Origin of the sequence: Streptomyces sp. UW30, from assembly GCF_008042075.1 — a bacterium.
GTDB lineage: Bacteria > Actinomycetota > Actinomycetes > Streptomycetales > Streptomycetaceae > Streptomyces.
In genome coordinates this window covers 66,018-87,554 of the sequence record NZ_RDBN01000027.1, presented here as the reverse complement: position 1 = coordinate 87,554, position 21,537 = coordinate 66,018, and the positions used below count along the sequence as shown (strand labels likewise).

Sequence of the window (21,537 nt, the reverse complement as noted above, 5' to 3'; positions counted from 1 at the left end):
GGGTGGTTCAGTGCATGGTGAAGCCGCCGTTGACGGCGATCACTTGGCCGGTGAGATAGCGGGACTCCTCGCCGAGCAGGAAGGAGACGAGGCCGGTGAGGTCGCCGGGCTGCTGCGGCCGGGAGATGGCGCGGCGCTCGGCGTAGAGCGCGTGCCGCTCGGGCGGGACGCTCTCGGTGGCCTCGACCTCGGTGAGGCCGGGGGCGAGGGCGTTGACGGTGATGCCGCGCTCCCCCAGTTCGCGGGCCATGGCCCGGGTGAGGGAGATGACCGCGCCCTTGGACGCGATGTAGTGGGCGAGGCGCGGGGAGCCGTGAAGGGCCGCGTCCGAGGCGATGTTGACGATCCGGCCGGGGTCGGTCATCAGCGGCAGCACATGCTTGGCGACGAGCCAGGGCCCGCGTGCGTTGACCGCCATGAGCCGGTCCCAGGTCTCGATGTCGATGTCCTGGAACTCCTTGCCGCCCACGCCGTTGGCGAGGGCCGCGTTGTTGACCAGGCCGTAGACGGGGCCGGTCGCGGCCAGCCGGTCCGCGAGCGCGGTGACCGACTCCGGGTCGGCGACGTCGAGCGGTACGAACTCCGCCGTGCCGCCTTCCTGTTGGATCCGGCCGGCGGTGCGCTCGCCCCATTCCTGGTTGAGCTCGGCGACCACGACCCGGAATCCGTCGGCGGCCGCCCGGCGGGCCATGGCCTCCCCCAGGCCACGGCCCCCGCCGGTGACGACGACAGTGCCCGGCTGCTCAGTCACGGGTGACGCCGTACAGCGGCGAGTACTCGGGGTAGGTCGGCACCTGCGGCTTCTGGGTGCCGATGATCACGCAGAACAGCGCGTCCGTGTCGCCCTCGTTCTTCAGGGAGCGGGTGACGCCCGCCGGCACCACGATCATGTCGCGGTAGCCGAGGGTGCGGTACTCGACCTCGTCGGGGCCGCGGTGGATACCGACGCGGACCTGGCCCTCCAGGACGAAGAAGGCCTCCTCGACGTCGTGGTGGGTGTGGGCCGGGCCCTCCGCGCCGGGCGGCAGCAGCATGTTGGAGAAGGTGAAGCCGCCGGACGGGAGGATGCGGTTGTCGTTCTCGTGGTTGCCGGTGGCGCCGGAGCCGACGTAGCGGATCTGTGCGCGCTTGAACTGCGGGCCGGCCTTCTCCTGGAAGGACAGGGTGCCCCAGTCGGGGTCGCGGGAGTCCTTGGTGGCGATCAGGGAGTCGGTGTACTTGGCGAGGTCGCCGTTGTTGTCGTACTCGGTGCTGGTCAGAGGCATGGGAGGGGCCCTTCTAGCGGTGGGTGGCGATGTGCAGATGGGAGGCGAGCCAGGCGTTCACGTGCTCGGGCTGCTCCTGGTTGGCCAGGTGACCGGCGTCCTTGACGATCACGTACGCGGTCCGGTGCAGACCGCCGGCCAGGACCTGTGAGGCGTCGGGACCGGTGATCCGGTCCTGGTCGCCGCACAGGACGAGGGTGGGCGCGGTGACGCGGTGCAGTTCGCCGCGCAGGTCCGTGCCGGCCATGGCGTCGGCGGCGTGGCCGTAGCCGGGCAGCCGAACGGAGGCGGCCATGGTGGCGGTGACGCGTTCCACGAGGTCCGCGGGTGCTTCGGGGGACAGCAGGCGTGGGGCACGGGCGGCGGCGAAAGCGTCCGGGCCCAGCCGGGCGAGTTCGCCGGTGCGGGCCCGCATCGCGGCCGCCTTGTCGGGGTCGGTTCCGGAGCCGGGTGTCGAGGCGACGACCATCAGCGAGTCGACGAGGTCGGGGTGCCGGGTCGCCAGCCGCAGCGCGATCACGCCGCCCCAGGAGACGCCGAGGACGTGGGCGCCGTCGCCCCGGGCGCGGATCACGTCCGCCGCCAGGTCGGCGTAGTCGTCCATCGTCAACGGGCCGGTCGGGTCGGCCGACTTGGCGTATCCGGGCGCGTCCCAGGCGAGCATGCGGTACGACCCGCTCAGCGCCGCGAACTGCGGTGCGAAGGCCGCCGAGGACGAGCCTATGCCGTGCAGGCACAGCACCAGCGGGCCGTTGTCGCCGGCCTCCTCCAGGTGGAGCCCGGCCGGGTCGTACGCGGTCACAGGATCTGCCCCGTGCGTCCGGCGAGGGCGGCCAGTGAGCGCAGCACCGCGTACGGGACGACCTGGCTGGTGGCCGGGTTGGCGGTGTCGGGCAGGTGCCGCATCTCGAAGCGGTACGAGCCGTGGGTGCCGCTCGCCTCGATCACATGGGAGGTGTGCCGGGCCGCGGGGTCGGCGACGACGCTGACCCGTACGGCGTCCGGGTCGCCGACGGCGAGGGCCACGGACGCGGCGACGTTGGTGGACTTCGGGAACTTCACGGGTACGTCCCGCGCGGTGCCGGCCATCACCTCCACCGGCGCTGTGGCCGACCGCATCCGGTCGAGCAACTCTGCGTCCATCCACGGCTGTTCGAGGGTGGACGGCAGCTTGGTGGTGGTCAGTTGCACCTCGTGCAGGCGGCCCATGGCGCGTACGGCCTGGAGCAGGTCCAGTCCGCCGACGGCGCCGCCGGTGAAGTACACCCGGCCCGGCCCCGCGTCGAGGAGTTCCTTCGCCAACTGCTCGTCCGTGAGCGCCCCGGTGGAGGCGACGAGCAGGTCCGTGCCGGAGGCGAGGATCGTCGCGCCGCATTCGCGTACGACGCCCTGCCCGGCGGCCTCGACGATCAGGTCGCAGGATTCCAGGGCCTGTTCGAGGGTGCGCTGCGGGGCCGGGACCGAGTCGCCGAGCGGCCGGTTGTCGACCACGCAGACCAGTTCGGCGCCGGGTATCCGGCCCGTGGCAAGGGCGCCGCCGACGACGCGGCCGATGGCGCCCCAGCCGATGAGGCCGACTCGGCGGGTGGTGGAGCGGGTCATGCGGGGACTCCTTCGGCAGCGGCTTCGGCGTCGACGGGCGCGGCGACGGGGCTGCCGTCGGGCGTGCCCGCCATGTGGGCGCGGATGCGTGTCGAGGGCGGGCCGGCGGTGCCCCAGACGTCGGAGAGTTCGGGGGTGCGCCGCCACACCTTGCAGATCCAGGCGTCCTCGACGACCTGGGCGACCTCGGAGGTGTACTCGCAGACGAGGCCGGTGGGGTCGGTGAAGTACGAGAAGGTGTTGTTGCCCGGCCCGTGCCGCCCTGGGCCCCACTCGGGGGTGACGCCGTGGTGCCGGAGCCGGCCGAGGCCGCGCATGAAGTGGTCGACGGAACTCATCTCGTAGGCCACGTGGTTGAGGGACACCCACGGCGCCTGGTTGAAGGCGATGCAGTGGTGGTCGGGGTTGCAGCGCAGGAAGGCCATCTGGTGCTCGGACCAGTCCGAGACGCGCATGCCGAGGACGTCCCGGTAGAAGGCGACCGAGGCGTCGATGTCGGGGGTGTTGAGGACGGCATGGGTGACACCGACCGGTACGGCGGCGTCGCGTCCGCGGGCGGTCACGGCCCAGGTGTCGGCGGAGAGTTCGACGAGCCGTCCGTCGAGGTCGTGGAAGCGCAGGCCGTACCCGCCGCCGACCTGGTCGAGGGGCCCCGGCCCGGTGACCGGCGTGATGCCGCGCGCTTCGAGTCGCCGGGCGGCTTCGTCGATCTCGGCGGGGGCGGCCACGGCGAAGGCGAGGCGGCCCAGGCCGATCCGGTCGGCGCGGGTGAGCTGGAGGGCGTGGTGCTCCTCGCCGGTGCCGCGCAGCCAGCTCGTGCCGGGCTCGGCCTCGACGACCTCCAGTCCCCAGACCTCCTCGTAGAAGTCGGTGGCCTGCGTGAACTCGGGGGTGAGCAGCTCGACCGAGCGCAGTGCGCGCAGCCTGGCTATCGGGGGGTGCGTCATGGTGAGGGTCTCCGGGGTGTGCGTCAGTGGGCCCAGGGCAGGGGCGTGGAGTCGGTGCCCCAGTACAGGGACTTCTGCCGCTGGTAGGAGCGGATGAGGTCGCGGCCCTTCTCGGTGCCGAGGCCGCTGTCCTTCATCCCGCCGAAGGGGGTGGAGATGGAGAACTGCTTGTAGGTGTTGATCCAGACGGTCCCCGCGTCGATGCGCCGGGCGAGCCGCCAGGCGGCGCGTGCGTCGCGGGTCCAGATGCCGCAGGCGAGGCCGTACACGCTGTCGTTGGCCTGCCGGACCAGGTCGTCCTCGTCGTCGTAGGGCAGCGCGACGAGGACGGGTCCGAAGATCTCCTCCTGGCAGGTGCGTGCCGAGTTCGGCAGGCCGTCGATGACGGTCGGCAGGTAGTAGGCGCCGGCGGCGTACTCCTCCTCCGCCGGGATCGCGCCGCCGCACAGCACGCGCCCGCCTTCCTCTCGCGCTAGGTCCACGTACGCGGCGACCGCGTCCCGGTGCCGGTGATGGACGAGCGGGGCGACCTGGGTGTCGGGGTCGGTGCCCGGGCCCACGCGCAGCTTGCGCACGCGCTCGACGAGCTCGCCGACGAAGGAGTCGTACAGCGACCGGTGCACGAAGAGCCGGGAGCCGGCGATGCAGGACTGCCCGCTGGAGGAGAAGACCCCGAACATCACGCCCGCGAGGGCCTGCTCGACGTCGGCGTCCTCCCGGACGATCGTCGGCGACTTGCCGCCGAGCTCCAGCGAGGCCGGGACGAGCTTGTCGGCGGCACTGCGGGCGATGGCGCGGCCGGTGGCGGTGCCGCCCGTGAAGCCGATGCGCCGCACGAGCGGGTGGTGGACGATCGCGTCCCCGACGACGCGCCCCTTGCCGGGCAGCACGGACAGCAGCGCGGTCGGCAGCCCCTCCTCGCTGAGCACCCGGTGAACCAGGCGTCCGAAGGCGAGGGAGACGAGCGGGGTCCACTCGGCGGGCTTGAGCAGGACCGCGTTGCCACCGGCGAGGGCCGGGGCGACCTTCTGCGCGTCGGAGGCGATCGGCGAGTTCCACGGGTTGATCGCGCCGACGACGCCGATCGGCTCGTGGACGCTCATCGTGACGTACGGCCCCCGTGCGGGGGTGATCGAGTCCTCGGCGGTCTCCAGCGCTGCCGCCGTATAGCGGAAGGTGCCGGCCGCGCTCAGTGCTAGGGCGTGGGTCTCGGCGAGGGTCTTGCCGGTGTCGGCGCTCTGGAGGGCGGACAGCTCGGCGGCGTGCTCCTCGATCAGGTCGCCGATCCGGTGCAGGACTCGGGCGCGCCGGTGCGGGAGCAGGTCCCGCCACCCGGGTGCCGCGACGGCCTCGGCGGCGGTGCGGGCCGCCTCGTCGACATCGGCGGGCGAGGCGGCATGGACGGTGGTGATGGGGCGGCCGTCGGCCGGGTTCACGGTCACGATCGGCGCGCCCGTGCCGCGTCTGAAGCACCCCGCGATGAGGATCTCGTCGACTGGTGTGCGCGACATGGCAGAACCTCCGGATGGACGTGTATCGAAGTGCTCAATATCTAAGGGCTTAAATATTTCTGCCGCAAGAGGACCCGGCAAAGTTTTTTTGACCGACGTGAGGACGAACCCTTGACTGCCCGCTTCGCAGAGGGGATAAAGCTTGAGCGCTGAGAGATTTAGCGCTTAGCCAGCTGGCCTCGTCCCCCTCTGCCGCCCAGCCGGCGTGCGGCCCTGCGGCCGTCGCCGACCGGCCCGAACCCTCCCGTGCGTATCCTGTGCCTTTCACAGCACCAGTGCGCGGGTCCGGAGGACCCCTCCATGACCACCGACACTCCCCATGCCACCGCGGGCCGCCCCGCGGACACGGCGACACTCGTCGCCGCGATCGGCGCCCGCTTCGAACGGCTGCCCCTGTGCCGCTGGCACGTCACCGTCCGGCTCATCATCGGCGCGGTGACCTTCTTCGAGGCCTTCGACCAGTTGCTCATCGCCTACGCCCTGCCCGCGCTGCGCGCCGAGTGGCAGCTGACCACCGGGCAGACCACCTCCCTGATCACGGTCGGGTCGGTGGGCATGCTCGTCGGCGCGCTGCTGTCCGGCCGGCTGGCCGACCGCATCGGCCGGGTCAAGGTGATCGCGCTGTGCATCGCCCTGTCCGGCGTGTGCAGCCTGCTGCTCACGCTGTGCACGTCACCGGGGCCGTTCATGGCGCTGCGCTTCGTGCAGGGTCTCGCGATCGGCGGCGAGGTGCCGGTCGCCGCCACCTTCATCGCCGAGATCACCCGCGCCCACAAACGGGGCCGGTTCGTCCTGCTGTACGAGCTGGTCTTCCCGGCGGGTCTGACCGCGTGCGCCGTGCTGGCCTGGTGGCTGATGCCGCTGCTGGGCTGGCGCTGGATGTTCGGCCTCGCCGCGATCCCCGGCGTGCTGTGCGTCCTGGTCGCCCGCCGTGTGCCCGAGTCGCCGCGCTGGCTCGCGGACCACGGCCGGCACGAGGAGGCGCTCGCGACGATGGCGTCCATCGAGGCGAAGGTGGAGAAGATCACCGGCGAGCCCCTGCCGCAGCCGGCACCCGCGGCGCCCGTCACCCGCAAGCCCGCCGCCAGGGGCGGGCTGCGCGAGCTGCTCTCCGGCCGCTACCGCAAGCGCACGCTGGTGGTCTGCGCCCTGTGGTTCAGCGGCTACTTCGTCAACTACGGCATCTCGTCCTGGCTGCCCACCATCTACGGCACCCGCTTCCTCCTGGACCTGTCCGACGCGCTGCTGTACTCGACCGTGACGTCCTGCGCGGGCTTCCTCGGCTGCCTCGCCGTGGCCCTGACCGTGGACCGCGTCGGCCGCCGCCACACCGTCACCTGGTGCCTGGGCGGCGCCGCCCTGAGCCTGCTGCTCCTCGGCCTCTTCGCCGGTGACTCGGCGAGCAGCGTGCTGATCTGGACGTCCCTGTCGGCGGTGTTCTTCTTCGGCGCCAACATCTGCCTGTACCTGTACACGCCCGAGCTCTTCCCGACCCGGATGCGCGCCCTCGGCACGAGCCTCGGCGGCGCGGTGAACCGCCTCGGCGTCATCCTCGGCCCGATCGTCGTCGGCGCGGTGTACGCGGGCGGCGCGCTCGGCACCGTCTTCGTGACGCTCGCCGCGGTCGCCCTGCTCGGGGCGGTCACGGCGGCGGTGGCCGCGGAGGAGACGACCGGACGACAGCTGGAGGACGTGGCACCGTAGGCGACGGTCCCGCCGGGATCCAGGGGATCCCGGCGGCGGACCGAGGGCAAGGTCCGGCATTATGGTCATGTCCGTATGGACAGGGTCACATCTATAGGAAATCCAAGAAATAGACCATAATGCCTCCGAGGAGAATCCTTGTGAGCAACCCCGCCGACGAGCTCGACTACGGAGCCCTACGGCTCGACCGCACAGGTCAGGCCGCGGCCTTCGACGCGATCGGCGACCGCTACGACGAGGCCTTCCCGCACAAGGAGGGCCAGGTCGCGGCCGCCGAATGGCTCATCGGATCCCTGCCGGCCGGAGCCCGGGTCATGGACCTGGGCTGCGGCACCGGGCTGCCGACCGCGCGCCAGCTGGCTCGGGCGGGCTTCGAGGTCGTCGGTGTGGATCTGTCGGACCGCATGATCGAGCTGGCCCGCGGCCATGTGCCGGGCGCGGTGTTCCATCAGGCGGACATCGCGGATCTGCGGCCCGCGGGCTCCCTGGACCTCGGCCGCTTCGACGCGGTGACCGCCTTCTTCTCGCTGCTCATGCTGCCGCGCGCCGAGATCCCCCTCGCCCTACGGACCGTCCGCCACCTGCTGGTTCCGGGGGGTCTGTTCGCGCTGTCGATGGTGGAGGCAGATGTGGACGACTTCGCGATCCCGTTCATCGGAAGGACCATCCGCGTCTCCGGCTATCTGGGGGACGAGCTGCGCGAGGTCGTCGACAAAGCGGGCTTCGAGATCGTCGGGGAGTCCTCGTACACCTACGCGCCGGCGGCCGCCGACATCCAGCCCGAGGTGCAGATCTTCCTGCGGTGCGGACGGCGGACCTGAGCGACTTCTGATCCGCGCGCTCCGACGCGGGCCGCACAGCCGGAAAGGCAGGCACGAGGACGGGCATGGCCGAACAGCTCGGAGGTGGTGACGGCATCCGGGAGCACACACCCGGCATGCGTGAACGTGCTGCTCCGGCGCAACGCCCGCAGCACCCCGACCCGTCTCCCCCGTCCGCACAGGCTCCTCCCGCGGCCCCGCCCGGCGACGGGCCGCACCTCGCCCAGCCGCTCACCGACCGGCTCCGCTACCTCGACGCCGCCACCCGCCGCATCGCCCGCGGCATGAACCTCGACGAGACCCTGTGGGAACTGTGCCGAGCGGCCGTCCCGGCGTTCGCCGACCGGGCGTTCGTCCACCTCTACGCCCCGCTGCCGGTCGGCGACGAGACGGTCACCGACCCTGGTGTCCTGCGGCTGCACTGCTCGGACCGCTCCGTACGTCCGGCGCCCGGTGCAGCCCCGGCCACCGAACCGCCCTCGACGGGCCCGCCCGCCACCGCGGCCGCGGAGGTCCTGCGCCCGGCCCCCGGCAGCCCGCTCGCCGGTCTGCTCCAAGAGGGGCGGCCGGTGCTCGGCGACACCCAGCGCGTCGCCGCCGCCGCGGCCGAGCTGCTCGGGACGCCGCAGCAGCGTCCCGGGCGGCGGCTGATCATCGCCCCGCTGCACGGTCGCCGCCACGTCCTGGGCAGCGTCGTGGTCGTCCGTGAACCCGGCCGGGCGGACTTCACCGCCGATGACCTGATCGTGGCCTCCCAGCTCGCCACCCACACCGCGCTCGGGCTGGAGAAGGCGAGTCTGTACGAGCGTGAGGCCTCCATCGCGAACACCCTGCAACGCACGATGCTCCCGCCGTCGCTCCCGGAGACGCCCGGCGTCCGGATGGCCAGCCGCTATCTGCCGTCCTCGCGCACCGCCCAGGTCGGCGGCGACTGGTACGACGCGATCCCGCTGCCCGGCAACCGTGTCGCCCTGGTCATCGGCGACGTGATGGGCCACTCCATGACCTCGGCCGCGATCATGGGCCAGCTGCGCACCAGCGTGCAGACCCTCGCCGGGCTCGATCTGCCCCCGGACGAGGTGCTGCACCACCTCGACGACCAGGCGGGCCGGCTGGGCAGCGAGCACACGGCGACCTGCCTGTACGCCATGTACGACCCCGTGCTGCACCGGCTGCTGGTGTCCAACGCCGGCCATCTGCCGCCGGTGCTGCTGCGTCCCGACGGCAGCGTGGAGGTGCTCGACGTCCCGCCCGGAGCGCCGATCGGTGTCGGCAACGGCGGCTTCGAGTCCGTCGAGACGCACGCGCCCGCCGGGGCGACGCTGCTGCTGTACACCGACGGCCTGGTCGAGTCCCGCGACTCGGACGTCCTGGACGGGGTGGAGCGGCTGTGCGCACGGCTGCGTGCGGCCGCCCGCGGATCCGCTCCCCCGTCGCTGGAGGAACTGTGCGACGCGGCCCTCGGCACACTGGGGTCGGGTGGGCGCGACGACGACATCGCGCTGCTGGCCGCCCGGTTCGAGGGCATCCTTCCGGAGACCGTCGCGTACTGGTACATGGCGCCGCGTCCGCAGACCGCGGGACAGGCCCGTCGGCTGACCCGCAGGACACTCGGCGAGTGGGGGCTCGACGCCCTGGTGGAGACCACCGAGCTGCTGGTCAGCGAGATCGTGGCGAACGCGGTGCGCTTCGCCTCCCGGCCGATCACCCTGCGGCTGCTCCACACGGACGTGCTGCGCTGCGAGGTCGGCGACGACTCGCCGGTGGTCCCGAGGATGCGGCACGCCCAGCTGAGCGACGAGGGCGGCCGCGGACTGTTCCTGGTCGACCAGCTCGCTCAGCGCTGGGGCGCGACCAGGGTGAGCACGGGCAAGGTGGTCTGGTTCGAGCAGCCCCTGCCCGGCACGCCCGGCGACCGCTGACCGGACGCACCGCTCAGTCGGCGCAGCAGCCGCCCTCAGCGGCCCCTTGGGCGGTCGTGTCGAGCCGGCAGAAGCACGAGGCCTCGATCGGTACGTCCGCGAGCGCGGCGGCGAGACGCAGCTGCTGGGCCACCAGCTGCGCCTCCCCGGTCCGGCCCAGACGCATCAGGCACTCATGGAGGCCGTGCAGGGACCAGACGTTGCCGGGGTGCTGGAGGGCGCGCGGGAGGCTGCCGTCCAGGCCGAGGTCGGCGCGGTACACCGCCTCGGCCTCCTCGACGCACCCCTGTTCGAGCAGGAGGGCGCCGTAGGCGTGCCGGGTGGGCTGCATCCAGCCCCACGGTTCGTCGTAGGGAAGGTTGTCGTCCAGGTCGATGGAGCGTTCCAGTGCGGCGAAGGCGGCGGCGTGGTCGCCCTTGCGGTACTCCAGTTCGCCGTCGAGCATCGCCGAGGCGATGGCGAGGATGTCGGCGCAGGTGTTGTTGAAGAGCATGCGGGTCTCAGGGACCCGGGCGACGGCCGCGAGGAAGAGCCGGCGTTCCGCCTCCGCCTCCGGGACGCGGTGGGTCGCGGAGAGGGCGACGCCGCGGGCGTAGTGCAGCATCGCCGTCGTGACGCAGTACAGCTCCGGGTCGGCGGGCAGCGGCAGGTCCAGGATGTCGTCCCAGCGGCCGAAGCGGATCAGCACGTGGACGCGCATGGCGAGGAAGCCCTCCAGCCAGTCGGCCATGGGCGGGCTCGGCACCCGCAGCAGGTCCTCGGGGATGGACGCCTCCAGCTGCGCCGCGGTCTCCAGGGCGACGTCGGAGCGGCCGAGGAACATCGCGCCGTAGATCCTGAAGTGGTAGTTGTGCGAGCGGTACAGGGTGTAGAAGTTCATCGCCCCGGCCCGCGCGTGGTACTTCTCGTCGGCCACGATCGCCGCCGTGTTGTCGGACACCACCCGCCGGTAGTCGCCGCAGAGCACCTCCAGGTGCGAGGGCATGTGGTTGAGGTGCCCGGCGTCCGGCACCAGTCCCCGCAGCCGGTCGGCGACGGACAGGGCCGCCTCCGGGGTCGGGGACATCTCCATGAGGTGGATGTACAGGTGGACCACCCCCGGGTGATCGCGCCCGGCGCGGCGGGCGAGGGCCCGGTCGAGGACGGCCTTGGCCTCCGGCGTGCGGGCACCCTCGGCCGGTTCGCCGGTCCTGAGGTCCCACAGCTGCCAGGGCGTGAGGTTCATCAGGGCGTCCGCGTACAGGGTGGCGACGTCGAGGTCGTCAGGGGCGAGCTCGTAGACCGCGCGCATGCCTTCGGCGTAGGGGGCGTTCCAGACCGAGCAGTCCTCCACCGCCTTGGCCTGCGGGTAGCGGGCGCGCAGTGCGGCGATCAGGGCCTGCTCGACGGGCGTGGCGTGCGCCGCCTTCTCGTGGGCCAGCTCCACGGCGGCGTGGGTGCGGTCGACGGTGCGGGCGAGGTCCTGGTCGTCGAAGAACTCCCAGGGTTTGTTGTAGTTCGGCCCGAGCGCGTAGGCGATGCCCCAGTAGGCCATGGCGCAGTCGGGGTCGGCCGCGGCGGCGGCCTCGAAGCAGGCGACGGCCTCCTCGTGGTGGAAGGCGTACGTCCACACCAGGCCGCGGTCGAACCAGAGCTGGGCCTGTGCGCAGGATGTGGTGACGGAGCGGGTGTGGGTGCCGAGGTCGTAGTACTCCATGCGACTGCTCTCCTGCCTGTGCCGGACCGGCCGGGTTGCTTCCGAGTGTTCCGCAGAGACAACGGGGAGGGGACGGGCCGGTTGCGGGTACTCGCGGGTGGACGAGGCTTGGTGGAACGGCGACCGCGGTACCCCTGGCCATGACGTCCGGTTTTCGCCTGTGGTGCATGCCGGGCCGCAGTGGGTGGATGCCCGGGATCCACCGGGCTTCTCCCCCGTGATGACCGGGGCTCCGGCGGCTCGGCGGCACCCTGGGCGCCGTCGGACTTTCGCCGCCCAGGTGCGGGCGAGGTGCGTCGTGGCGCATTCTTGCTGTGTCGCGCGCGTGACGGCGTACTGACGAGGTAGGGCCGATGACTGGGAGCGCCGAGGGCGCAGAGCGGACGCCCGGCAGGCTGGCGGCGCTGCTGATCGATGCCTCGGCAGAGGCGATCAGCGCAGCCGGCGGCCACGCGGGAGGGGTCTACCTGCGCTCCAGCACGCCCGGACTGCTCCGTCTGGCGGTGCTGGAAGGGCTGCCGGGGCCGTTGTTCCGGCCGTGGTGGCGGTTGCATGTGGACCGGCCGTTCCCCGTCGCGGACGCCTACCGGCTGGGCGTCGAGGTGGTGCTGCCGAACGCGACGGAGACGATGCGCCGCTACCCGCAGTTCGCCGCCGGTCTGCCGTTCCAGTTCGGATCCCTGTACGTCCCCGTGACCGGCGGATCGTCGATCTTCGGTGTGCTGACCGTGCTGCGGCCGTCGGCGCAGGACGCCACGGAGCTGCTGCCCGTGCGCGAGCGGATGGCCCAGCTGGCGAAGGAACTGGGGTCGGCGCTGCGGCCCCTGGAGGACGAGGGCGCATCGGCGGTGTCCTGGGACGGCGGGCCGCTGTGCGTAAGGCCGCCGGCCAGGCGTCGGCCCTCCGGCTACCTGGGCCGGTTCGCCTGGGACCCGGCGACGAACGTCGTCACCGCCGAGGAGCGGCTGAACGTCGTCCTGGGTGCCGTCCCGGGCGAGGCCCACGCCACCGTGGAGGAGTTCGTGCGGGCCGTCGCCCCGGGTGACACGGACCGGATTCTGGCCGCGCTGCGGGAGGCGGCGGGCGGGCGGCCACCGGCCCTGCCGCTGTATGTGCGCGCGGCCAACGGCGCGCCGCGACTGGTCGAGGTCTGGGGGCCGTACGACGAATCGGCTCCCTTCGGTGCGGCGCACGTACGCGGTGTCGTGCTCGACCCGGGGGCGGGCGCGGTGGCGGAGGTCGCGGCGGATCTGCTGCCGGACGGGGTGTTCTGCCTGGACCGGCTGGGGGCGGTCGTCTACGCGAATCCGCACGCGGCGCAGCTGCTGCGCGTGCCGCGCGGCGAGCTGCTGGGCCGGACTCTGTGGGAGAGCGTGCCCTGGCTGAACCAGCCCGCCGTCGAGGACCATCTGCGGGTGGCCCTGCTGTCCCCGGAGCCGGTGCACTTCCACGTCCGCAAACCGTCCGACGACCAGCACGAATCCGCCACCCGCACGTTCGGGGACGAGTTGCTCTCCCTGTCCGCGTATCCCGGCCCCGACCTGCTCACCATCACGATCCGCCCGGGGCACGGGGTCACGGACACCCCCGCCGATCTCCCGGACGCGCCCGGCACGCCGGAGCCCGCCGGAGCGCAGTCGCTCGCTCCCCTGTACCGCCCCATAGTCCTCGCCATCGCACTGACGGAGGCGGTCACGCCCCGGCAGGTGTCCGCCGTGGTGATGCGGGAGCTGCTCCCCGTGTTCGGCGGCCGCCGGCTGGCCATCTACCTGCTCCAGGAGCGGCATCTGTTCCTGGCCTGGGAGACGGGCTTCCCCAAGGGATTCCTCGCCCCGTTCGACGGTGTGGGACTGGACGAGGGGCTGCCGGGCGTGGAGACGCTCACCACCGGGCGCCCACTGTTCTTCGACGACATGCAGCAGCTCGCCGACGCCTACCCGGGCATCGCGCTGGACGCGACGGAGGGCGCCCGCGCCTTCCTGCCGCTGATCGCCTCCGGCCGCCCCGTCGGTTCCTGCATCCTCGGCTTCGACCGGCCGCGCAGCTTCAGCGGCGAGGAGCGCGCGGTGCTCACCGCCATGGCCGGACTGATCGCACACGCCCTGGAGAAGGCCCAGCGCTACGAGAGCGAGGCCGCGCTCGCCCGCGGGCTCCAGCAGGCGCTGCTCCCCCGACGGCTGTCGGAGCACCCGCTGCTGGAGACCGCGGGGCGCTATCTGCCGGGCACCCAGGGCATGGAGGTGGGCGGCGACTGGTACGACGTCGTGCCCGCCGGGGACGCTCTCGCGCTGGTCATCGGTGATGTGCAGGGGCACGGCGTGCAGGCGGCGGCCACCATGGGCCAGCTGCGCAGCGCCGTCCGTGCCTTCGCCCTCGGCGACCGGCCCCCGGACGAGGTCATGAGCGGCACCAACCACCTGCTCATCGACCTCGACCCCGGTCTGTTCGCGAGCTGCTGCTACATCCGGCTGGACCCCGCGACCGGCGTCGCGCAGGCGGTCGTGGCCGGGCACCCGCGCCCGCTGCTGCGCCGCCCGGACGGCCGTACGCAACTCGTGGACCTGCCGGGCGGAGTGGTGCTCGGTGTGGACCCGCAGGCGCAGTACCCGGTGGAGGAGCTGCGGATGGAGCCCGGTGCCGTGCTGGCGCTGTACACGGACGGGCTGGTCGAGCGGCCCGGTGTCGACATCGACGACGGCATCAGCGCGCTGCGGGTGGCGCTCGCGAGGGCCGGTGGACCCGGTGCCCGCCCGGGCGGCCGCTCGCTGGCGAGCCTCGCGGACCGGCTGACCGCGACGGCCCGGCACATGGCGGACCGCCCCGACGACATCGCGCTGCTGCTCGCCACCCGGCGCGCCACACCGCTGCGCCGGAAGTGAGGGGCCGGTGCCCGGCGCCTTCGGTGTCGTACTGCCGTGACGGGGACGGGAGTTGCCCGGTTTCGGTGGATCACGGCGGTGATCGTCGTGTGGATCGGGAAACAGCTCCTGTCACGGTCCGTGACGTCCCTCGCCTCCGGCGGCGCAGCAGTGTAGACATGGGCACATGGTCCGACTATCGGGTCGATCCGGGGCCCGGTCGGCACGTCGTCCCAGCGGTCCGCGCACCCGGCGTGCGCCCGACCGCGGCACTGTGGTGCCCGAGCGGGGAATGCCGTTCGATCCCGGCGACGAGGGGTCGCGCAAGGGCCCGCTCGGCTGGCTGCGGGCGACCGTCGGCGGGCGCAGCGTCGCCGGTCAGGTGTTCCTGCTCCAGGTCGTGATCGTGCTGCTGCTGGTCGTCGCCGCGGTGGTCGCGCTGGTGCTTCAGGTGCGGTACGACAGCACGCAGGAGGCGCGCAACCGCTCGGTCGCGGTGGCCGAGTCGTTCGCGAACGCGCCGGGCACCCGGGAGGCGCTGCAGAGCCCGGATCCCACCGCCGTGCTCCAGCCGCGGGCCGAGGCGGCGCGCGAGGCCACCGGCGTGGACTTCATCGTCGTCATGAACACCGACGGCATCCGCTACACCCACCCCAAGCCCGACCGCATCGGCAAGCACTTCGTCGGGAACCTGGAGCCCGCGCTCGAGGGCAAGGTGGTGACCGAGCAGATCACGGGAACCATCGGCCCGCTCGTGCAGGCCGTCGTCCCGATCGAGGATCCGGACGGGAAGGTCGTCGGCCTCGTGTCGGCCGGGATCACGACGGACACCGTGGGCGGCACCGCGGACCGGCAGCTGCCGCTCGTCCTGAGCGCCGCCGCTGTCGCGCTCGCCCTGTCCACGGGCGGCACCGCACTGGTCAGCAGACGGCTGCTGCGCCAGACGCACGGCCTCGGGCCGGACGAGATGACCAGGATGTACGAGCACCACGACGCCGTCCTGCACGCCGTGCGGGAGGGCGTCATCATCGTCGGCGACGAGGGCAGGCTGCTCCTCGCCAACGACGAGGCACACCGCCTCCTCGACCTGCCCGAGGACGCCGAGGGACGCAAGGTGCTCCAGCTCGGCCTCGCCGCCGACACCGCCGAGCTGCTGGACTCCGGCCGGATGGCCACCGACGAGGTGCACCTGGTCAAGGACCGGCTCCTCGCCGTCAACCAGCGCCCCACCCATCTCAGGGGCCGCCCCTCCGGCAGCGTGGCCACCCTGCGCGACTCGACCGAGCTGCGGGCCCTGTCCGGTCGCGCCGAGGAGGCCCGCGAGCGCCTCAACATGCTGTACGACGCCGGGGTGGGCATCGGCACCAGCCTGGACGTCACCCGCACCGCCGAGGAACTGGCGGAGCTGGCGGTGCCCCGCTTCGCGGACTTCGCCACCGTCGACCTCTTCGACGCCGTGCTGGGCGGCGGGCAGCCGGAGGCGACGACCCGGCTGCGGCGTACGGCGTTCAGCGGGATACGCAAGGCCGCGCCGCTGTATCCGGTGGGCGAGCACATCCGGTTCGTCGACTCCTCACCGCAGGCCCGGGCGCTGAGCGACGGGCATGCCGTCATCGAGCCGCGGCTGCTGGAGGCGCCGGGCTGGCGGGCGCAGGATCTGGAGCGCTCGGCGCAGGTGGTGGACTTCGGCATCCACTCGCTGATCGCGGTGCCGCTGAGGGCGGGGTCGCTGCTGCTGGGCGTGGTGAGTTTCTGGCGGTCGCAGAAGGGCGAGCCGTTCGACGCCGACGAGGTGGCGCTCGCCGAGGAGCTGGTCGCCCGGGCGGCGGTGTCCATCGACAACGCCCGCCGGTACACGCGCGAGCACAGCATGGCGGTCACGCTCCAGCGCAGCCTGCTGCCGCGCAGCCTCCCCGAGCAGAACGCCCTCGACATCGCCTACCGGTATCTGCCGGCGCAGGCCGGAGTGGGCGGTGACTGGTTCGACGTGCTGCCGCTGTCCGGTACCCGGGTCGCACTGGTGGTGGGGGACGTCGTGGGCCACGGGCTGCACGCGGCGGCCACGATGGGGCGGCTGCGTACGGCCGTGCACAACTTCTCCGCCCTGGACCTGCCGCCCGACGAGTTGCTCGGGCTGCTGGACGAGCTGGTGGCCCGGATCGACCAGGACGAGGCCCAGGAGGGCGACAGCGCCCCGGTGACCGGCGCGACCTGTCTGTATGCGGTCTACGACCCGGTCTCCCGGCGGTGCACGATCTCCCGCGCCGGCCATCCGCCGCCGGCCCTGGTCCGGCCGGACGGCACCGTCGAGTTTCCCGAGGTGCCCGCCGGTCCCCCGCTGGGCCTGGGCGGGCTGCCGTTCGAGTCGGCCGAGCTGGAGCTCGCGCAGGACAGCCGGCTCGTGCTGTACACGGACGGCCTGGTGGAGGACCGGGACCACGACATCGACGAGGGCCTGGCGCAGTTGCGCGAGGCGCTGACCGGGGCGGACCGCTCGCCGGAGGAGACCTGCCAGGCGGTCCTCGAGGCACGGCTGCCGGCCCGGCCGAGCGACGACATCGCGCTGCTCGTGGCGCGGACGCGGGCGCTCGGGGCCGACCACGTGGCCGAATGGGATGTGCCGTCCGACCCGGCGGCCGTGGCCGAGTTGCGCTCCGCGGTGACGCGGACACTTGAGGCATGGGGGCTGGACGAGCTGTCGTTCGCCACGGAGCTGATGCTCAGCGAGCTGGTCACCAACGCAATCCGGTACGGCGGTGACCCGATCCGCGTGCGCATGCTGCGCGACCGGAGTCTGATCTGCGAGGTCTTCGACGCCAGCAGCACCTCGCCGCATCTGCGCTACGCCGCCATGACGGACGAGGGCGGGCGCGGTCTGTTCCTGGTCGCGCAGCTGGCCGAGCGCTGGGGCACGCGGTATCTCCCGGCGGGCAAGGTGATCTGGGCGGAGCAGCCGCTGCCGTAGCCGCGGCCGGCTTGTAGGTAGGTACGAACCTTTGACGCGACCGGTGCCCCTCACGCGCGGCGTCTGATAGGAAACCTTCCTATCAGTGTCGTACGGCCAACTCCCCACCCCCCACCTCCACTTGGAGCCGCCGTGAAGCACCCCTCGCACACCTCACGCCGCACCCTTCTCGCCCTCATCGGCGCGTCGGTGGTATCGGCCCCCCTCCTCAACTCCCCGCACGCCGCCGCACTCTGCGCCGCGTTGGGGCTCGACGACCCGGCGAAGAAGGAGATCGCCATGAAGCTGGTGTCGAGCGCGGAGAACTCCTCGCTCGACTGGAAGGCCCAGTACAAGTACATCGAGGACATCGGCGACGGCCGCGGCTACACCGCCGGCATCATCGGCTTCTGCTCCGGCACGGGCGACATGCTCGACCTGGTCGAGCTGTACGCCGACCGCAGCCCCGGCAACATCCTCGCCCCGTACCTGCCGGCGCTGCGCCGGGTGGACGGCACCGACTCGCACGACGGACTCGACCCGAACTACCCCCGCGACTGGGCCCGGGCCGCACAGGACCAGGCGTTCAAGCAGGCGCAGAACGACGAGCGCGACCGGGTGTACTTCAACCCGGCCGTACAACAGGGCAAGACCGACGGGCTGCGCGTCCTCGGCCAGTTCGCCTACTACGACGCCATCGTCATGCACGGCGACGGCAGCGACCCCACCAGCTTCCGCAACATCCGGGGGCGCGCCCTGGACCGGGCCCGGCCGCCGGCGCAGGGCGGTGACGAGGTCACGTACCTCAACGCCTTCCTGGACGCGCGGGTGTGGGCCATGAAGCAGGAGGAGGCCCACAGCGACACCAGCCGGGTCGACACGGCCCAGCGGGTGTTCCTGCGCAACGGCAACCTCGACCTCAATACGCCGCTCGACTGGAAGGTGTACGGGGACAGCTTCCACATCGACTGACACAGAGCCGGGGTCGTCGCCTCGCGCGGGCGCGAGGCGACGACCCCGGTCCCCTTCCCCTCCTCCAGCCCATAGAATTGATTTATGAGCTCATAGGTTGGACCCGCGTACCGACTTAGGCTTGCCTTAGTTTAGGCTTCCCGTTCGAGTCGATCTATCGCCTCTCGAAGGGAACCTGATCATGCCCCGCCCCCTGCGGGTAGCCATCGTCGGAGCCGGCCCCGCCGGAATCTACGCCGCCGACGCGTTGCTCAAGTCCGAGGTGGCCGCCGAGCCCGGCGTGTCCATCGACCTGTTCGAGCGCATGCCCGCGCCGTTCGGACTGATCCGTTACGGCGTCGCCCCCGACCACCCCCGCATCAAGGGCATCATCACGGCCCTGCACCAGGTCCTCGACAAGCCGCAGATCCGTCTCTTCGGGAACGTCGACTACCCGGCCGACCTCAGCCTGGACGACCTGCGCGCGTTCTACGACGCCGTGATCTTCTCGACGGGCGCCACGGCCGACCGTGCGCTGTCGATCCCGGGCATCGACCTCGACGGGTCGTACGGCGCGGCGGACTTCGTCTCCTGGTACGACGGCCACCCGGACGTGCCGCGCACCTGGCCGCTGGAGGCGGAGAAGGTCGCCGTGCTCGGTGTCGGCAACGTCGCGCTGGACGTGGCCCGCATCCTGGCCAAGACGGCGGACGAGCTGCTGCCGACGGAGATCCCGCCGAACGTCCACGAGGGCCTGAAGGCCAACAAGGCGCTGGAGATACACGTGTTCGGCCGCCGTGGCCCGGCGCAGGCGAAGTTCTCCCCGATGGAGCTGCGGGAGCTGGACCACTCCCCCAACATCGAGGTCATCGTCGACCCCGAGGACATCGACTACGACGAGGGCTCGATCGAGACCCGGCGCGGCAACAAGCAGGCCGACATGGTCGCCAAGACCCTGGAGAACTGGGCGATCCGCGACGTCGGCGACCGGCCGCACAAGCTGTTCCTGCACTTCTTCGAGTCGCCCGCCGAGGTTCTCGGCGAGGACGGCAAGGTCGTCGGCCTGCGCACCGAGCGCACCGCCCTCGACGGCACCGGCAACGTCAAGGGCASCGGCGAGTTCAAGGACTGGGACCTCACCGCGATCTACCGCGCCGTCGGCTACCTGTCCGACAAACTCCCCAAGCTGCCCTGGGACATCGACTCGGGCACGGTCCCGGACGAGGGCGGCCGGGTCGTCCAGGAGTCCGGCGAGCGCCTCCAGTCGACGTACGTCACCGGCTGGATCCGGCGTGGTCCGGTGGGTCTGATCGGCCACACCAAGGGCGACGCCAACGAGACGGTGGCGAACCTGCTGGACGACTTCGCGAACGACCGTCTGCAGACGCCCGTCTCGCCCGAGCCGGAGGCCGTGGACGCCTTCCTCGCCGAGCGGGGCGTCCGGTTCACCACGTGGGACGGCTGGTACAAGCTCGACGCCGCCGAGAAGGCGCTGGGCGAGCCGCAGGGCCGTGAGCGCGTGAAGATCGTCGAGCGCGAGAACATGCTCCGCGAGAGCGGCGCGTAACACGCCGACCGACGCCGACCTGGAGGGCCGGGGGTTCATTCCCCGGCCCTCCGGGTTTTTTCCCTCTCCCCGGTGATCGCGGCCTGTTAGCGTCCCCCGGTGTTCTCACTCCTTGAGCCCCCTTTTCTCACCCGCCTGCGCGACGCGCGGCGGGTCCTCGTCGCCGGCGCGGGCGGCGGTTTCGACGTGTACGCCGGGCTACCGCTCGCCCTCGCGCTGCGGGCAGCCGGCAAGGAGGTCCACCTGGCGAACCTGTCGTTCTCGGACCTGTACGGGCTGGACCTCGACGTGTGGGTGGACCACGACATAGCGGCGATACGCCCGGACACCGCGGCGCGCGGTGACTACTTCCCCGAGCGCACCCTCGCGCGGTGGCTCGCCGAGCAGGACCTGCCCGACACGGTGTACGCGTTTGCCCGCACGGGCGTGCAGCCGCTCAGGGCCGCCTACCGTGCCCTCCTGACGCATCTGGGCGGCGTGGACGCCGTCGTGCTGGTGGACGGCGGGACCGACATCCTGATGCGCGGGGACGAGGACGGGCTGGGCACGCCGGAGGAGGACATGGCCAGCCTGGGCGCCGTGGCCGGGCTGGACGAGGTCGCCGTGCGACTGGTGGCGTGCCTCGGGTTCGGGGTGGACGCGTATCACGGCGTCAACCACTCCCTGGTGCTGGAGAATCTCGCCGCACTGGATCGCGAGGGCGGCTACCTGGGCGCGTTCTCGCTGCCGCGCGACAGCCGCGAGGGGCGCCTCTATCTCGACGCGGTGGCGCACGCGCAGTCATGCACGCCGGACCATCCGAGCATCGTGCAGGGTTCCGTCGCCGCCGCCGTACGCGGCGACTTCGGCGACGTCAGGTTCACCGAGCGGACCAAGGGCGGCGAACTGTTCGTGAACCCGCTCATGGCGCTCTACTTCTGCGTCGACGCCCCCGCCCTCGCCCGGCACAACCTCTATCTCGAACGGCTCGAGAACACCGCCCTGATGCGTCAGATCAGCTCGGTCATCTCGGACTTCCGCGACGAGCTCACCCGTCGACGGCCACCTCGGGCCTACCCGCACTGACGCACCCGCGTCTCGCATTTCGGTGAAGTCGGCACAGCTGCCGTTTCACGTGGATACACTCCTGATCTTCACAGAAGCACCACACAGGGGGGATGTTTCTCCATGCGTATACGCATTCTCGCCACAATCACCGTCGCCGCCGGCACGCTCGGCGCGCTCGCCGCCGCGCCCGCCCAGGCCACCGAGTACTCGTCCGCGCTGAAGATCCGCGGCATCCAGTACGACGCGCCGGGCCGCGACTCCAACAACTGCCGCACCGGCAACACCGACGAGGAATACTTGACGATCAAGAACTACTCGTCCGGTACCACGGTCAACCTCAAGGGCTACGTCGTGAAGGACAAGACCGGCAACCGGTTCACCTTCACCGCCAACCACAACCTCGAGCCCGGCGACTACGTGAAGCTGCGCGGCGGCAACGGCACCGACTCGGACCGCAGCAACGTCGTGTACCGCGACAACTGCAACTTCATGTGGAACAACGACAAGGACACGATCTACTTCTACAAGCCCTCGGGCGCCGGGGCGGACTCGCACGCCTACACCAAGACCCAGAACGACCGGGACGGCAACGGCTACATCGGGTACCACAACTGAGCGGACGCGCGCCGATGAGCAGGACCCGCCCCAATGCGGATGGTGGGCGGGTCCTGCTCACCGAGTCATTGTCATGACGGGACAGGG

General features: G+C 71.9%; 16 protein-coding genes. 9 read left to right on the top strand and 7 right to left on the bottom strand.

Annotated features, from left to right (window positions below; genetic code table 11):
- Nucleotides 1-7 precede the first annotated feature (7 nt).
- Genes EAO75_RS14405 through EAO75_RS14380 form a run of 6 tightly spaced genes read right to left on the bottom strand, consistent with a single transcriptional unit; the run spans nt 8 to nt 5,325 of the window.
- Nucleotides 8-751: an SDR family oxidoreductase gene (locus EAO75_RS14405; RefSeq protein ID WP_147995453.1), complete on the bottom strand. Its 744-nt coding sequence runs from the start codon at nt 749-751 to the stop codon at nt 8-10.
- A complete protein-coding gene (locus tag EAO75_RS14400) occupies nt 744-1,265 on the bottom strand; it encodes a cupin domain-containing protein (RefSeq protein ID WP_147995452.1) in 522 nt (173 codons plus the stop codon). Before EAO75_RS14400 ends, EAO75_RS14405 begins: the two co-directional genes overlap by 8 nt.
- Nucleotides 1,266-1,278: 13 nt before the next feature.
- The gene (locus EAO75_RS14395) at nt 1,279-2,067 is read right to left on the bottom strand and encodes an alpha/beta fold hydrolase (RefSeq protein WP_147995451.1); all 789 of its coding nucleotides are present in this window, start codon (nt 2,065-2,067) and stop codon (nt 1,279-1,281) included.
- On the bottom strand, nt 2,064-2,867 hold the full coding sequence (locus EAO75_RS14390) for an aspartate dehydrogenase domain-containing protein (RefSeq protein ID WP_147995450.1): 804 nt from the start codon (nt 2,865-2,867) through the stop codon (nt 2,064-2,066). The genes EAO75_RS14395 and EAO75_RS14390 overlap by 4 nt, the downstream gene beginning before the upstream one ends.
- Complete coding sequence (locus EAO75_RS14385) at nt 2,864-3,814, bottom strand: VOC family protein (RefSeq protein WP_147995449.1); 951 nt, start codon at nt 3,812-3,814, stop codon at nt 2,864-2,866. The genes EAO75_RS14390 and EAO75_RS14385 overlap by 4 nt, the downstream gene beginning before the upstream one ends.
- Before the next feature lie 23 nt (nt 3,815-3,837).
- Nucleotides 3,838-5,325: an aldehyde dehydrogenase gene (locus EAO75_RS14380; protein WP_147995448.1), complete on the bottom strand. Its 1,488-nt coding sequence runs from the start codon at nt 5,323-5,325 to the stop codon at nt 3,838-3,840.
- A gap of 300 nt (nt 5,326-5,625) precedes the next feature.
- On the opposite strand from EAO75_RS14380, the gene EAO75_RS14375 reads away from it, so the two are divergent.
- The 3 genes from EAO75_RS14375 to EAO75_RS14365 all read left to right on the top strand — a co-directional run bounded on the left by EAO75_RS14375 (nt 5,626) and on the right by EAO75_RS14365 (nt 9,772).
- Nucleotides 5,626-7,029, top strand: coding sequence for an MFS transporter (locus EAO75_RS14375; RefSeq protein ID WP_147995447.1), 1,404 nt, complete (start codon nt 5,626-5,628; stop codon nt 7,027-7,029).
- A gap of 140 nt (nt 7,030-7,169) precedes the next feature.
- On the top strand, nt 7,170-7,850 hold the full coding sequence (locus EAO75_RS14370; protein ID WP_261989287.1) for a class I SAM-dependent DNA methyltransferase: 681 nt from the start codon (nt 7,170-7,172) through the stop codon (nt 7,848-7,850).
- A gap of 65 nt (nt 7,851-7,915) precedes the next feature.
- Entirely contained in the window at nt 7,916-9,772 is a 1,857-nt protein-coding gene (locus tag EAO75_RS14365; RefSeq protein ID WP_147995445.1) for a SpoIIE family protein phosphatase, read from the top strand.
- Nucleotides 9,773-9,785: 13 nt separating this feature from the next.
- On the opposite strand, the gene EAO75_RS14360 is transcribed toward EAO75_RS14365, so the two are convergent.
- Entirely contained in the window at nt 9,786-11,468 is a 1,683-nt protein-coding gene (locus EAO75_RS14360) for a hypothetical protein (protein WP_147995444.1), read from the bottom strand.
- 353 nt (nt 11,469-11,821) lie between these two features.
- Here EAO75_RS14360 and EAO75_RS14355 point away from each other — a divergent pair, with 353 nt between their 5' ends.
- The 6 genes from EAO75_RS14355 to EAO75_RS14330 all read left to right on the top strand — a co-directional run bounded on the left by EAO75_RS14355 (nt 11,822) and on the right by EAO75_RS14330 (nt 21,450).
- Complete coding sequence (locus EAO75_RS14355) at nt 11,822-14,347, top strand: SpoIIE family protein phosphatase (RefSeq protein ID WP_147995443.1); 2,526 nt, start codon at nt 11,822-11,824, stop codon at nt 14,345-14,347.
- Nucleotides 14,348-14,513: 166 nt separating this feature from the next.
- Nucleotides 14,514-17,291, top strand: coding sequence for a SpoIIE family protein phosphatase/ATP-binding protein (locus tag EAO75_RS14350; RefSeq protein ID WP_147995442.1), 2,778 nt, complete (start codon nt 14,514-14,516; stop codon nt 17,289-17,291).
- Between the two features lie 132 nt (nt 17,292-17,423).
- Nucleotides 17,424-18,242 carry a chitosanase gene (locus EAO75_RS14345; protein WP_147995441.1) on the top strand — a complete coding sequence of 273 codons (819 nt, stop codon included), beginning with the start codon at nt 17,424-17,426 and terminating at the stop codon, nt 18,240-18,242.
- Nucleotides 18,243-18,423: 181 nt separating this feature from the next.
- Nucleotides 18,424-19,788 (top strand): FAD-dependent oxidoreductase, encoded by a 1,365-nt coding sequence (locus EAO75_RS14340; protein ID WP_147995440.1) that lies wholly within the window; start codon nt 18,424-18,426, stop codon nt 19,786-19,788.
- Between the two features lie 99 nt (nt 19,789-19,887).
- Nucleotides 19,888-20,853, top strand: coding sequence for a DUF1152 domain-containing protein (locus tag EAO75_RS14335; RefSeq protein ID WP_147995439.1), 966 nt, complete (start codon nt 19,888-19,890; stop codon nt 20,851-20,853).
- Between the two features lie 102 nt (nt 20,854-20,955).
- Entirely contained in the window at nt 20,956-21,450 is a 495-nt protein-coding gene (locus tag EAO75_RS14330; RefSeq protein ID WP_147995438.1) for a lamin tail domain-containing protein, read from the top strand.
- The last annotated feature ends 87 nt before the right edge of the window (nt 21,451-21,537 follow it).

Bases quoted from the DNA above. Each gene is read 5' to 3' on its own strand.
- EAO75_RS14400 (WP_147995452.1), bottom strand. From the start codon at position 1,265: ATGCCTCTGACCAGCACCGAGTACGACAACAACGGCGACCTCGCCAAG.
- EAO75_RS14390 (WP_147995450.1), bottom strand. From the start codon at position 2,867: ATGACCCGCTCCACCACCCGCCGAGTCGGCCTCATCGGCTGGGGCGCC.
- EAO75_RS14385 (WP_147995449.1), bottom strand. From the start codon at position 3,814: ATGACGCACCCCCCGATAGCCAGGCTGCGCGCACTGCGCTCGGTCGAG.
- EAO75_RS14380 (WP_147995448.1), bottom strand. From the start codon at position 5,325: ATGTCGCGCACACCAGTCGACGAGATCCTCATCGCGGGGTGCTTCAGA.
- EAO75_RS14375 (WP_147995447.1), top strand. From the start codon at position 5,626: ATGACCACCGACACTCCCCATGCCACCGCGGGCCGCCCCGCGGACACG.
- EAO75_RS14365 (WP_147995445.1), top strand. From the start codon at position 7,916: ATGGCCGAACAGCTCGGAGGTGGTGACGGCATCCGGGAGCACACACCC.
- EAO75_RS14360 (WP_147995444.1), bottom strand. From the start codon at position 11,468: ATGGAGTACTACGACCTCGGCACCCACACCCGCTCCGTCACCACATCC.
- EAO75_RS14355 (WP_147995443.1), top strand. From the start codon at position 11,822: ATGACTGGGAGCGCCGAGGGCGCAGAGCGGACGCCCGGCAGGCTGGCG.
- EAO75_RS14350 (WP_147995442.1), top strand. From the start codon at position 14,514: ATGGTCCGACTATCGGGTCGATCCGGGGCCCGGTCGGCACGTCGTCCC.
- EAO75_RS14330 (WP_147995438.1), top strand. From the start codon at position 20,956: ATGCGTATACGCATTCTCGCCACAATCACCGTCGCCGCCGGCACGCTC.